Origin of the sequence: Maribacter arcticus (assembly GCF_900167935.1) — a bacterium.
Lineage (GTDB): Bacteria > Bacteroidota > Bacteroidia > Flavobacteriales > Flavobacteriaceae > Maribacter > Maribacter arcticus.
Genome location: NZ_FUYL01000004.1, coordinates 48260 through 62523, shown reverse-complemented (window position 1 = coordinate 62523; position 14264 = coordinate 48260). Strand labels below are relative to the sequence as shown.

Annotated in this window: 13 protein-coding genes; 1 reads left to right on the top strand and 12 read right to left on the bottom strand. The window is 34.7% G+C overall.

Annotation, left to right across the window (positions count from 1 at the left end; translation table 11 throughout):
• Positions 1–114: 114 nt before the first annotated feature.
• The 5 genes from B5X55_RS07470 to B5X55_RS07450 form a co-directional block, all read right to left on the bottom strand.
• Complete coding sequence (locus tag B5X55_RS07470) at positions 115–690, bottom strand: DUF3347 domain-containing protein (protein ID WP_079511998.1); 576 nt, start codon at positions 688–690, stop codon at positions 115–117.
• A 193-nt stretch (positions 691–883) separates the two neighbouring features.
• Positions 884–1450: a helix-turn-helix domain-containing protein gene (locus B5X55_RS07465; protein ID WP_079511997.1), complete on the bottom strand. Its 567-nt coding sequence runs from the start codon at positions 1448–1450 to the stop codon at positions 884–886.
• A gap of 2 nt (positions 1451–1452) precedes the next feature.
• Positions 1453–2670 (bottom strand): TolC family protein, encoded by a 1218-nt coding sequence (locus B5X55_RS07460; protein WP_079511996.1) that lies wholly within the window; start codon positions 2668–2670, stop codon positions 1453–1455.
• On the bottom strand, positions 2667–6419 hold the full coding sequence (locus tag B5X55_RS07455; RefSeq protein ID WP_079511995.1) for an efflux RND transporter permease subunit: 3753 nt from the start codon (positions 6417–6419) through the stop codon (positions 2667–2669). The genes B5X55_RS07460 and B5X55_RS07455 overlap by 4 nt, the downstream gene beginning before the upstream one ends.
• Positions 6420–6550: 131 nt before the next feature.
• On the bottom strand, positions 6551–6970 hold the full coding sequence (locus B5X55_RS07450; protein ID WP_079511994.1) for an HYC_CC_PP family protein: 420 nt from the start codon (positions 6968–6970) through the stop codon (positions 6551–6553).
• 594 nt (positions 6971–7564) lie between these two features.
• On the opposite strand from B5X55_RS07450, the gene B5X55_RS07445 reads away from it, so the two are divergent.
• Positions 7565–8887 (top strand): GAF domain-containing sensor histidine kinase, encoded by a 1323-nt coding sequence (locus B5X55_RS07445; RefSeq protein WP_079511993.1) that lies wholly within the window; start codon positions 7565–7567, stop codon positions 8885–8887.
• Between the two features lie 14 nt (positions 8888–8901).
• Here the strand turns inward: B5X55_RS07445 and B5X55_RS07440 are convergent, their stop codons facing one another.
• From B5X55_RS07440 to B5X55_RS07410, 7 genes are all read right to left on the bottom strand, one after another.
• Positions 8902–9927 (bottom strand): adenosine deaminase, encoded by a 1026-nt coding sequence (locus B5X55_RS07440; RefSeq protein ID WP_079511992.1) that lies wholly within the window; start codon positions 9925–9927, stop codon positions 8902–8904.
• Between the two features lie 113 nt (positions 9928–10040).
• On the bottom strand, positions 10041–10424 hold the full coding sequence (locus B5X55_RS07435; RefSeq protein WP_079511991.1) for a DUF3037 domain-containing protein: 384 nt from the start codon (positions 10422–10424) through the stop codon (positions 10041–10043).
• Positions 10414–11193, bottom strand: coding sequence for a HipA family kinase (locus B5X55_RS07430; RefSeq protein ID WP_079511990.1), 780 nt, complete (start codon positions 11191–11193; stop codon positions 10414–10416). The genes B5X55_RS07435 and B5X55_RS07430 overlap by 11 nt, the downstream gene beginning before the upstream one ends.
• Before the next feature lie 147 nt (positions 11194–11340).
• The gene (locus B5X55_RS07425) at positions 11341–12021 is read right to left on the bottom strand and encodes a hypothetical protein (RefSeq protein WP_079511989.1); all 681 of its coding nucleotides are present in this window, start codon (positions 12019–12021) and stop codon (positions 11341–11343) included.
• A gap of 180 nt (positions 12022–12201) precedes the next feature.
• Positions 12202–13248 (bottom strand): ACR3 family arsenite efflux transporter, encoded by a 1047-nt coding sequence (gene arsB, locus B5X55_RS07420; RefSeq protein WP_079511988.1) that lies wholly within the window; start codon positions 13246–13248, stop codon positions 12202–12204.
• Positions 13249–13250: 2 nt separating this feature from the next.
• A complete protein-coding gene (locus B5X55_RS07415; protein ID WP_079511987.1) occupies positions 13251–13883 on the bottom strand; it encodes an arsenate-mycothiol transferase ArsC in 633 nt (210 codons plus the stop codon).
• Positions 13884–13921: 38 nt separating this feature from the next.
• Positions 13922–14254: an ArsR/SmtB family transcription factor gene (locus B5X55_RS07410; protein WP_079511986.1), complete on the bottom strand. Its 333-nt coding sequence runs from the start codon at positions 14252–14254 to the stop codon at positions 13922–13924.
• Between the last annotated feature and the right edge of the window lie 10 nt (positions 14255–14264).

Sequence of the window (14264 nt, the reverse complement as noted above, 5' to 3'; positions counted from 1 at the left end):
AAATTGTTGCAGTAATTACCGAAAGACCCATAATCCAAATTAATATTATGGTTCAATCATTAAAGTATTTTACTGTGGTTAATTTCTTATACCCCCTTGAGGCTAATTTTCTAACTAGTTAATCTCTCGCTGTACTTTACCACAGGTCAACATTTGGCTACCATAGTAAGGATTTCGCACTTCTTCTTTCGTACTCAACCAAGCCGTACCGCCATCGTACATTGGGCAAAACTGCTCGTATAAGGTAATCTCAGTTCCTGTAATAGCAACCATATCAGTGATGTCTTTACTCAATATTTTAAAATGCTCACGTTGATGGTTGATATCGCTTTCACCAATATGTTCTGCATGTTCATTAGCATCTTCTATAATATCTTTAAGCTCATTTTGCTCACTATCTGAAAAGCTCGAAACATCTAGTTCTTGTAATGATTTTGTTAACACTAATCCTAATTCTTTTCCCTTTTCATTATCATCTGCTACCAAAGCATCTTTTAAATTGAAATAGTCGGAAAGAATAGCTTCAGCATTTACATTTTTTGAAGTATTCATGGTCATTACTTCATTGTTATTCATTTCTTTTTCAACAGGGGCTGCTTCTTCAACCTTTTTTCCATCCTTGCATGAAACTGTTACTATCATTGTAGTTGCAAGTGCAATTGTGCCTAAACTTCTTTTTACTATTTTCATATTATTTGTTGTTATACTTATTTATTATTAATTGATTTTTATTTAGAACCAAATTGATAATCCACCACCTGCGCCAAACCTATTATCATTAGGAATAACGCAAAATTTATATTTTTCATAATTATCTTCATTTTCTAGCTTTTCAAAATTACTCTTGATTTTCAACAGTATGTGTCATAATTTTGGATGAAATCTATACAATTTGGTCTAATGGATTTTGAGAAATTCTTAGCTGCGATTTATATTCGCTCAAGCTTATTCCTGTCTCTGTTTTAAACTGCCTACTTAAATGATTTAAATGACTATAATCAAGTAGTTGACTTATTTCTGTAAAATTTTTTTCTTGGGCTTGTATTAGTTCTTTTACCTTCTCAATTTTTAGCTTAATAAAATATTTTTCAATAGTGACACCTTCTGTAACTGAGAACACCTTGCTTATTTTAGAATAATCTTGATGGATACTTTTTGTGAGGTATGTAGACAGTTTTTCTTTTAAATCTAGAGGTAGCTGGTCAACTATTTTAATTATTTGAATTTTAACTTGTTCTACCAGTTTATCTTCAGAAGAATCAATAAGTCTAAAACCATTACTCTCAACTATAGTCTTAAAATTGAGTAGTTCGATGTCTTTCTTAATATTGAGTTGAATACGACCAAGTTCAATTTCTTTAAGTTCAATTTTTTGCGCTTCAATTTCAGCTTTAAGCACTTTAATGCAGCGATCACATACCATGTTTTTTATATAGAAATCTTTTACCATTGTTATTGAATTAAATAGTTAATAATAGATTGCTGTATATAAAAGTTCTGTACCGATTCTATTTGGTTCAACTGAAATTTCAATTGTAATTCTTGAATATCTAAAACGTCATTGAAATCTATTGTTCCTGTTTCATAGCTCTTGATTAAGATTTCTTCGGCATCCCTAGCTTGATTCAAGTTTTTAAGTTGAGTGTTGAATTTGATTCGTGCTTGGTTTCGTTGAGATATTGCTAAAGAAAAAGCAGATTTTAGTACATTTAAACGTTGATTTTTCTGAGTTTCAATTTCTTTTCGACGTAATTCATTCTGTTTGGAAATTGAGCTGTATTTGCTATTGAAAATTGGAATAGAAACAGAAGCCATTGGCATTAGAATGTCTTTTCCATTGTCTATTACCTGCATGTCGGTTCGCTCACTTACAGGTAAATAATCTACCCCGAAACCAATCATAGGTAAACGCTCACGTTTGTTGAGTAATTCTGATTGAACTACAGATTCGTAAAGCTTGTCATATTTGAGTAATTCAGCATTAAGCGACAGTGCATCGGTATTATACAATTCATTTTCAGCTGGTATTTCTAAATCGGCAACTGCTTCAACCAGCATATTTTCATTGCGGTTAAGCAAATTGTTGAAAGAAGATTGTTCTGCCCAATACTTTTCTTCAAGTACTTCTTTTTGTTGTTGAAGTTCATTTTGACGTATTTGTAAACGCAATACGTCTACAGCAGAGGCTTTTCCAATTTCAACAGATGTCAGCGCTAGTTTTTCGTAGGTTTTCAAAAGCTGAATATTCTCTAGGAGTGTAGCTTGTTTGGCCCTTGTTTCATACAAACCATAATAGGATTGTGACACCGAAAGCGCCAATTTCCTCTTGGCTATTGTAACTTCGATATATTCAGCTTCTGCCATTGCGTAAGCGTAACTCTCACGTGCGCTAATTGTTCCAAACCAAGGCAGCATCTGTTTGATTCCAATTCTTGCACGTTGGGCTCCTACACGAGTTTCAGGTTCACTTATAAAGTATGCTGCACTTATTTCGGTATTGGGTAGCCAATCAGCTTCATTCACCTTTTCTTCTGCTATTTTATATCGTATATCAAAGGCCTGAATCTCTGGATTGTTTATTATGGCCTCTTCAATAAAGGTTTGTAATTGTTGTGCTTTTACGAATGTGGTAACAAACAAAAGACATGTTATGATTTTAAAATTTTTCATTTGTTTGCTCTTTTTAGTTCATATTCCTTTTTCCAGCTAAATAATACTGGTACTAAAAAGTAAGATGTGATGTCGATAATCATTCCACCGAAAATTGGGATAGCCATTGGGATCATAATATCACTTCCTTTTCCTGTGGAGGTAAGTACAGGTAAGAGTGCCAGTATGGTCGTTACCGTTGTCATCAAACACGGTCGTATTCTTTTACCAGCAGCTTCTAAAGTTGCATGACGAATGCCCTTTTTATCTTCAGGGTTTTCTCTATCAAAAGTTTGGGTAAGATAGGTTGCCATTACTACGCCATCATCTGTAGCAATACCGAACAATGCGATAAAACCTACCCAAACAGCTACACTCAAATTAATGGTTTTCATATTAAAAAGTGTTCGAAGGTTCTCGCCAAACAAGTTGAAATTGAAGAACCAATCTTGTCCGTACAACCAAATCATGATGAATCCACCAGCAAAAGCAACGGCTATACCTGTAAATACCATTAAAGATGTAGAGACTGATTTAAACTGAAAATATAGGATCAAGAAGATGATTATCAAAGCCATTGGGACCACAACAGAAAGGGTTTTCTCTGCACGTAGTTGATTTTCATAAGTTCCAGTAAAGCGATAGCTAATACCTTTTGGAACTATTAAATCGCCATTGTCTATTTTTTGATTAATTAATGATTGTGCATTTTCGACGACATTTACTTCGGCAAAACCATCGAGCTTGTCAAATAGAACATAGCCAATTAAAAAAGTATCTTCACTTTTTATTACTTGTGGTCCTTGCTCGTATCGAATAGTAACCAAATCTCCAAGAGGTACTTGGCTTCCATTCTTGACGGGTACATAGATATTACGTAAATCTTCTGGATTTGCCCTGAGTTCCCTAGGGTAGCGTACACGAACTCCATATCGTTCTCGCCCTTCTACGGTTTGTGTAAGAGGCATTCCGCCAACTGCCACCTGTAGCACTTCTTGTACATCCATAATTGAAATTCCATAACGGGCTAATTGGTCTCTCTTAATATCAATAAGTAAATAAGGCTTGCCTACAATTCGGTCTGCAAATACAGCTTGCTGTTTTACGCCTTCAACCTCTTTTAAAATGCTTTCAAGTTGTAAACCAAAGGTTTCTATACTCTTCAAATCAGGTCCTTTTACTTTAATACCCATAGGTGCTCGCATACCTGTCTGTAGCATTACAAGCCTTGTTTCAATTGGTTGTAATTTTGGAGCAGATGTTACGCCGGGGAATTTGGTTACCTTAATTATTTCATTCCATATGTCATCCGGACTATTTATTTCTGGCCTCCAATTTCTATAATACTTACCGTCATCGTCGGTAATTAGGTCATTACGAGTAGCTGTTGTTTTGAGCTGTGAAGCTTCATAATTTGCATCATTATTAATTTCATTGTTTGGATTGATGATAAATTTGTCATTTTTAAGAACAAATAAGCCATCATTATTTACCCGGTAGCGTTGTCGCTCACCATTAATATTTCGCATATATTCAGATTTATACTGAATCATATTTTCATACATCGATAAAGGGGCAGGGTCGAGGGCTGATTCTGTTCTACCTGATTTACCTACCACCGTTTCAATTTCTGGAATGCTGGCTACCGCCATATCGAGTTGTTGTAGAACACGCTTATTTTCTTCCACACCTGCATGGGGTAAAGATGTAGGCATTAACAGGAATGATCCTTCATTAAGCGCTGGCATAAATTCTTTACCTGTATTGCGCATGATGATTATACCTAACATCAAAACAGTGGATGGAATTATCAAAAATAAAAGTCGGTTATGAAGTGCCCATCTAAGAATAAGTTCATAATATCTTCTGAAAACTGTAAACACACCGAGCAATCCAAAACAAATAATCGAAACAAAAATCAGGTTCATTATAATGCTACGATCGAATCCGAGTGGACGCCAGTATTCCGCAAGTAGAAAAACAATTGCAGTCGTTGAGATTACAATATTGATTAGGTTGGCTCTTTTTGCGGTAATAACATCTCTAGCGCCTAAAAACCCAACGAAACCAAATGCAATTAATAGAAGCCCTAGCCAATAACCATAGGCAATTGCTATGGCACCGAGTATGATGAGCAAGCCATTGATGATATATTTAAAACGTATTTTAATGTTACTTTTTCTAAAAAGGAATGCAGCAAATGGAGGAATTAAGAAAAGTGCAATGACCAATGATGCCGATAATGCCATTGTTTTGGTAAATGCCAGAGGACGGAATAATTTACCCTCGGCACCCACCATTGTGAATACAGGGATAAAACTGATGATTGTTGTTAATACTGCAGTGAGAATGGCACCTGATACCTCGGCAGTTGCGTTGTAAATAATTTCATTAGTGGTGTATTCAATACCACTTTCTCGAAAACGTAATTTTTCATCCTCTAAATGCCGAATCATATTTTCAGCAAGTATGACGCCGACATCGACCATGGTACCGATTGCAATTGCTATACCTGATAGTGCTACAATATTTGCATCAACATTAAAGAGTTTCATTGTAATGAAAACCATAAGGATAGCAACAGGTAACAAGCCTGAAATAAGAATGGAGGCACGCAGGTTGAATACCATTACAATTATGACCAATATGGTAATAAGAATTTCAAGTGTAAGTGCTTCTTTTAATGTATATAATGTTTCTTGAATTAGTTCGGTTCGGTCGTAAAAAGGAACGATTGTCACTTGTGATGTACGACCATCTGATAAAACTTTTGAAGGAAGACCAGATGAAATTTCTGCAATTTGATTTTTGACATTATTGATAACTTCTAATGGGTTAGCACCATATCGAGCAACCACAACACCGCCGACAACTTCAGCACCTTCCTTATCTAAAATGCCACGTCTAGTTTGAGGGCCTAAATGAACATTAGCGATGTCTTTAATTCGTATCGAAGTGAAGTTTTCTGAAGTAACTACGGCATCTTCAAGGTCTGCAATTGACTTTACGTAACCCAAACCACGAACTAAATATTCAGCCTGGTTCATCTCTAAGGTTTGCACACCTATGTCTTGATTACTTTCTTTAACTGCTTTCACAATGGCGCTCAAGCCAATATTATATTGACGCATTTTTTCTGGGTCAACATCTATCTGATATTCTTGAACATAACCACCTATAGAAGCCACTTCTGCAACACCGCCTGCTGAAGCCAATCCATATTTTACATGGTAATCTTGAATACTTCTGAGTTCTTGTAGGTCCCAACCACCAGTGACATTACCATCTTTGTCACGCCCTTCTAAGGTGTACCAATAAATTTGTCCTAATCCTGTAGCATCGGGTCCTAAGGCCGGGTTCACATCTTCAGGTAAAAGGCCGCTAGGTAACGAGTTTAATTTTTCAAGAATACGACTACGAGTCCAATAAAATTCGAGATCTTCTTCAAAAATGATATAGATACTCGAGAATCCAAACATTGAAGAACTGCGAATAGTCTTCACGCCAGGTATGCCTAAGAGTGATGTGGTTAGAGGATAGGTGATTTGGTCTTCAATGTCTTGTGGAGACCGACCTTGCCATTTTGTAAAAACGATTTGTTGGTTTTCTCCAATATCAGGAATGGCATCTACAGCTACAGGATCAGAAGGAAGAATACCAGTATCCCAATTAAAAGGGGCATTTACAATTCCCCAACCCACAAATAGTGCAAGTAAAAGAACCGCAACCAATTTATTATCTATAAAGAACTTGATGCTTTTATTTAGCATATGAATGATTATTAGATAGTTATGTAAATGGTGTTTTGATGGTTCTGCTAAAAAAGAAAACAACAAAACGTGCCCAAAACGGAAGTACGTAGGGCTTTAATGTCCGATGCTCGTCGGAGAGGTCTAATAAATCAAATTAAGAATGTCTGGTGCAGCACTTGCACATTCTGTTTGAGAAAGGGTGGCGCGTAATCTATAAAAGGAACTTCATTAGATTCGGTTCCTTCAAAAAGATTGATAAATGAAAATGTAAATGAAGCGATAAAGACTTGCTGCTCTAATGTAAAATGGTCAAAGGGCGCTTTTAAAACTTCATTTCCTTCTTTAATCAATTGCTTATCTGTACAACACGATTTTCCAGAAACTGTTGAAGTCTCACAACTGGCAATTACTTGTGTTTTTTCCATGCCACAAGATTTTGCTTGATGAACAAAAGAAAAATCAACCAATGTATCTCCACAATAATGCATATCTACCGCGAACGACATCGTAGTCATAAGAACTACGGCCGCCATAAAAACTGCCATTGATTTGTGGATGAATTGTTTCATACAATGCAAAATTAGCAATTAATTTTACAAACTACTGCTTTTTTGATTTAACAAATACCTCATTAGGATTAATAATCGTAGCCAAATCAACTTATTTATAATGTTAGTTAATAAAATGGTGTTACAAAAGGAACTAATTAGGAGTCACTATTTTACAAGACTGATAATATATTTTATTTTAACTCGAATTTTAAAAATCTTTATAGTTATTCTTTCTCTGCTTTATTAAAGCTCAATTTCTAAAGATATTAGGCTTTATAACTTTTAGGAAACATAGTTTTTTGGAATAGAGGTAACCTAAAAATTTCTGAATGAAATTGTTTAAATGTGATTTGTTTTTCGCTTACTGGTTGTGGGCTTGCAATGGAAAATCAATTTATTTCATAATAAACTACACTTCTAAAAGTCTGATTTAGCTTTTCAACGAGATTTACCTTGTGTCTATTGGGAGAAGCAAATCGATGAATTCTATATTTTCTGATTCGTTATTTCTACTCTTATTAACTTATATTTATAATACAAAGGATAATGGTCGACTTATATTTGTTCTCTTTTTTTAGTGATTATTTATAATGACCTACCGCGACATTGACTATGATAAAAGCCAAGATTCATGATAAGGAAAAAGAAAGACTTGCTCTTCTTAAATCATATTCCATTTTAGACACATTAGCTGAAAAGGATTATGATAACCTTACTAAACTTGCTTCTGAAATTTGTCAAACACCTATCTCGTTAATCACACTTCTTGATGATAAAAGGCAATGGTTTAAATCGCGCCATGGCTTAGATATTTATGAAACGCCTATAGAACATTCATTTTGTGCACATGCGATAACTGGTGATGAAGAAATTTTCACCATGAATGATGCTCGTGATGATACTCGTTTTAATTACAATCCTTTAGTAACGGGTGACCCCAATATTGTTTTTTATGCAGGTATACCCTTAAAAGATTCTAGTGGACTACCACTAGGTACCTTGTGCGTAATTGATAATAAACCTCGTACGTTAACAGATAGTCAAAAAGAATCTTTGAATATTTTATCTGAACAGGTAATAAACTTATTGGAGCTTAGAAAAAATAAGTTAGAATTAGAACGTGCGCATAGAAAACTAAAGAAATTTTCTAAAAAACTTGAAAAAAAGGTATTACAACGAACCAACCAACTTGAAATTAAAACTATAAAGTTAGAGTTAATCAATAATGACCTTGCCTCATTTAATCATATTTGTAGTCATGACCTGCAAGAGCCTTTACGAAAAATACAAATGTTTATTTCTCAGGTTAGCGATAGTGAGTTCAAAAATTTATCAGCAGATGGTAAGCACAAATTAGAACGAATAGACTTGTCGGCCTCGCGTATGCGAAATTTAATACAAGATCTGTTGACATACGGGTCTACAGAAAATGTGGAGAACAGATTGATGAATGTCTCTTTAAGAAAGCTGGTAGATGATGTGAAAGTTGTGTTGAGCGAAGAGCTAAAAGAAAATAATACGGTGCTGAAAGTTCTAAGTGATTGCGAGATTACGGTAAGGCCGATTCAGTTTAAACAGTTATTATTTAACTTATTTACCAATGCTATTAAATTCACCAAGAAGAAAGATTTCCCAACTATAGAAGTAAGCGCAGAAATTATTGAAGGTGTAGCATACCCTAATCTTAATTTATCTGATGAGGTTAAATATGCGCGTATTTTTGTAGCTGATAATGGAATTGGTTTTGAGCAGAAATATGCCACCAAGGTTTTTGAAATTTTTCAACGTTTACATAGCGATGAAGAATATCAAGGTACAGGAATAGGGCTTGCCATTGTAAAAAGAATTATTACCACCCATAATGGAGAAATAAGAGTAAAAAGTTCTCTTGGTAACGGTGCCATTTTTGAAATTTTTATTCCTTTGGCAAATTAGGGAGGTTAATCTTTTTAATTTGTCAACGAATTAAAATAATCTCTCACTTCTGTAATTCGTTGTTGTTTAGTATTAGTATTCAACCAACTAGCTTCAAAAGCATTGATGGCCAATTGCATCAACTGTTCTTTGTTTAAGTTAAGGGCTTTTGCTGTCTCAAAATAATTTTCATTCATATAGCCACCGAAATATGCAGGGTCATCTGAATGTATAGTTGCAATAATTCCTTTTTTCAGCATTTTAGCAACAGGATGTTCTTCCATTTTTTGAATAACTTTTAGTGCTACATTGCTTGTAGGGCAAAGGGTTAATGCTATTTTCTCCTCGACTAATCTTTGAACCAATGCTTCATCATCTAAACATCGATTACCGTGGTCTATTCGTATCACTTTTAATACATCTAGAGCTTCCCATATATATTCTACTGGACCTTCTTCCCCGGCATGGGCAACTAAATTATAACCGTGTTCGGCAGATGCTTTAAATACATTTATGAACTTACTGGGCGGATTACCCATTTCTGAGGAGTCTAAACCGACGCCGTCAATTAAATGCTTGAATGGGAGGGAAGCTTCTAAGGTTTTAAATGCGGCTTCTTCGCTTAAATGCCGCAAATATGACATAATAAGTTTATAGGAAATGTTCAATTCCTTTTTGGCTTTTTCTAAGGCCTTGTGAATTCCTTTAAAGACAACTTCAAATGCAATGCCTCTATCAGTATGTGTTTGTGGGTCAAAAAATACTTCTACATGAACTACATTCTGACTATGTACTTTGGTAAGATATGCCCAAGTTAAGTCGAAAAAATCTTCTTCGTGAATCAATACTTGCGCACCTGCATAGTAGATATCTAAAAACTCTTGAAGATTATTGAATTGGTAGGCTTTCTTTAACGATTCAATAGAATCATATGCTAAAGCAATAGTATTTCTTTCCGCTATTTTGAACATGAGTTCTGGTTCAAAACTTCCTTCAATATGTAAGTGAAGTTCAGCTTTCGGAATGCCTTGAATAATTTTATGTAGTTCAGATGATTCCATTTTGTAATGTTTAGAAAAAAGGTTGCTTTTACAAATTACATTGGACACCCAAATATCCTAGTGTAATATGGGCGATTTAAAATTAATATATCAATAGAAGATTTAATCAATTCTTACAAAACATACTTATTAAATATATCTTCTAATTCTTTTTTAGGTTCAAAGCTAAGTCCAGAACGAGTGGTAGAGCTTTGTATAATTGTACTTCTACAGGCTGTTAGCCATCCGAAGCGGTCAGGTAAATCTAGTTTTCCTATTGGTCCGCCAGAAGCATTACCATCGCAAATTAATTTCCATGCCTTCAAGTAATCACTAATGATATCTTCCTCAATTTCTGGAGCAAAGGCTTTTAATTTATCCGGGTCAAGATGATACTTTATATCAAGAAATTTAATCCGTTTACAAAATAGAATGACGCCTACATTAAAGAATTCTTCACGTTCTACCTTTGGAACCAATCTAATTATGGCATACTTGAATGTGTATCTATCTTGCATCTTCAGCTTCTTTAACTAATATATCAATCATAGATAATTTAGTAGTTATAAATTGAATATAGGCTGCTCTTTTTTCATCTACATTCAAAATATCCGTTTCACTCATAAGCCAGTCTTCCGGAATTTTTGAGACAATCTCAATAATCTTTCCTGGGGTAATTAAATTTTGAATTTCTTTTGCTGCCTCGGGTAAAGCAGTCGCTTGTTGCAAAAGCACATGGTCTTTTATAAATGGGAATGTTCTTGAAAGGTGATTCTCCCAAGTTTCCCAGTTATGGTGAAAATAGAAACTAGCTCCGTTATCAATCACCCACAGTTCATTATGCCAATACAGTAAATTAGCATTCTTGGCTGTCCGGTCAATATTACTGATAAGACTATCTAATATTACTATTTTTGATGCTATTAGTGCATCTATTTTTGAAATTAAAGGGTCGAATGTAATAGCGCCAGATAAAAAGTGTAATCCTAAATTTAAACCGACACTAAACTTAAGCAAGTCTTGAATTTCTTCATCGGGTTCTGTATTACGAAACGAATCATCTAGATTCATAAAAACCAATTCAGGAACTTTTAAACCAATGGTACGAGCCAATTCTCCACCAATAAATTCAGCGATGAGCGATTTTTTTCCTTGGCCAGATCCTCTAAATTTTAATACATATAAAAAGTCATCGTCAGCTTTTACTATGGCAGGCATAGAACCTCCTTCTCGTAAGGGTTGTAAATATTGAACAACATCTACTGTTCTAATATCAATTGTATTCATATATGCTAAAATAGAGTTTGTAAAGCTAAAGGTATTTTGCCAAATTTAAAGTGACCTAAGTTCTCAGCTATTTATAAGTATATGAAGACAAGAAAAAATAGACAGTTATTTTTTCGTAGTAGTCAATTTTCAACCTTCACTTTTATCCTATCCTTTATCTTTTGGTAAAGGTGAAAGCATAATATGTGCTCTGTGTGTACCTGCATTCATAAGCCAAGGATGATTTGGTGCCGTAGGGGCTTCGGGTATACCAATAGTTTCTGATGTGGCCCAAGGAATATATGTTACATAACGCAATTGTGCGCCATCAACAGCTGCAGTTTCTGGGTCGTACATGGTATTAGGGCCGTAATAGATATGTAATGTAGAACCGGGAGTTATTTTAAGTTTTCCAGATTTCATTTCTTCTTCACGAATGGCAAAGATTTCTTCAGCGGATTTCCCCTCTGCTCTTAATGCTCTTCCTCTTGCCATAAAAGGTTCAAGGTTTTTGTGATAGCATGCAGCATTAAAGCCATCTTTGGTTGGATCATCTGCAAGCACAATAAATTCATTATCCCCTTCTTTCAACGTCACAAATACACCTGCCATATTATAGCCAATTACTTTAGATGTAAGCCTACTTTTTTCGGGAGCAGCCATTAAAGCGGTGGCAACTAAATCTTCATCGGTTTCAATCGGTTTCAAATTTTTATTGATGTCTTTTGACGTACTTTCTGTAGTTGCCTCTGTTGATGAAGCTTCTTGTGTTGTAGTTTTTGTTTTGTCTGATGAATTACAAGAAATCAGAAAAGCGGTAAAAATGAATACTGTAAGAATATGTTTCATGGTTTGTAAATTTTTAGGTGTCTCTGTTAAGATAAGAAATATAGGAGTGTAAAATGTTTTTTTATTCCTCCTGGTATTAAGCAAAATCTATTTTCTTTAGGACATCTGGTAAAATCTAAACCCAAAAACTACTTTAATTGTGTATTCATGTTAATATAGAAAATAACTTTTTATGTTCATCTACCCTTCGACTTTTCCATAATATTTTTTCTTCAACCAAAAGGAAACTCGAACCAACAGTATTAATGCTGGTACTTCAACTAACGGACCAATAACTCCTGCAAAGGCCTGTCCTGAATTTAATCCGAAAACTGCAATGGCAACTGCAATGGCTAATTCGAAATTATTACCTGCGGCTGTAAAAGCTACTGATGCGGTTTTGTCGTATGCTGCTCCAGTTGCTTTTGTTAAGAAAAAGCCAATGACGAACATTAACGTAAAGTAGATAAGTAAAGGCACCGCAATTAGTAGTACGTCCATAGGTATTTGAACTATTAATTCCCCTTTTAGCGAAAACATTATTACAATAGTAAATAAAAGCGCAATCAATGTTATTGGTGAAATCGTAGGTATAAATTTATTGCTATACCAATCTTCTCCTTTTAGTTTAACTAAAACTAGTCTACTCAATATTCCCATCAAGAACGGAATACCTAAATAGATGGCGACACTTTCTGCGATAGTGCCAATAGAGATATCTACAATAGCACCTTCAAATCCAAAATAAGGTGGAAGCACGGTTATAAAAAGCCATGCGTAAAAACTATAGGCAAAGACTTGAAATATACTGTTTAAGGCTACCAAGCCTGCTCCATATTCACTATTGCCTTCGGCGAGGTCGTTCCATACCAAGACCATTGCAATACATCGTGCTAGGCCAATTAAAATTAGACCAACCATATATTCAGGATAATCACGTAAAAATGTAATTGCCAAAATGAACATTAAAACGGGACCGATTATCCAATTTAGAATCAGGGAAATAGAAAGGGTTTTTGTGTTTCTGAAAACTTTTGGTAGAAGTGAATAATTGACTTTTGCCAAAGGTGGATACATCATTAAAATTAAGCCAATGGCAATAGGTATGTTCGTAGTGCCGCTACTGAATGTATTAATGATGTCGGGGAATGTTGGTATGAAATAGCCAAGCGCAACACCGAATGCCATGGCTACAAATATCCATAATGTTAGATTCTTATCAAGAAAACTTAATTTTTTTGATGTCATTTTTATGAGTTTATTTGAGAGAAAACGTAAAATAATTCAGTTGCGATTTGTAGACTTCTTTCTTTATATTTTTCGGCTTGTTGCGGTGTGTTGTCAAAAGCTTTAGGGTCTTTAAAAGTTATCGGAATCCTTATTTCTGCACCTGGTACAAATGGGCACGCATCATTTGCCGAATCGCAAGTCATAATCGCTGCAAACTCAGATCTTGGATTAAAGTCATCATCTAATTTTTTTGAAAACCCTATTACTGGATGCTCGTTATCAGCATATTTAATACTGTATACAGGATTCTCATTTTTTGAAATAGTTTTTATCTGAAAGCCTGAATTCCTTAGCGTTTCTGCTGCCATGGGAAAAAGTGAGGTAGCTTCGGTACCTCCAGAATAGCAAAAGACATTTTTAATATCGAAATAATGAGCCATAGTTTGAGACCAAACTTGCGATAAATGACTTCTTCGTGAATTATGAGTACAGATAAAATTGATGCGTATTTCTTGATTTGTTGCAGCCTTTGATTGTATGAAATCAATTAACGGTTTTAAAATTTTTCTTCGTTCATTAGTGACATTATCAATGTTCAACGAGCCGATTATATTTTCAATTTCTGTAAATAATGTCATTTTGGTTGTGGCCATATTAAGTATTGTATTAGTGTGATTTATAGGATGAATTTTTAACAACAATTTTCATTCGTAGCTATATCTTGGTTAAGAAATGCTAACATAGTTTCTTTCATTTTTGTCCAATTTTCGGTGTGTATACAGTAGCAAACACTCGTACCTTCTACGTTGCCTTTAATTAAACCTAAATGTCTTAATTCTTTTAAATGTTGTGATATGGTGGGTTGTGCTAATCCGATTTCGTTGACTAAATCTCCGCAAACACATGCATTTATCTTAAATAAATACTGCAAAATCGATACTCTAGCTGGGTGCCCAAATACTTTTGCAAAAAGTGCAATTTCGTTTTGTTGGTCGGTAAACATTTCAGTTTTGGCTAATCCCATTTTGTGTTAT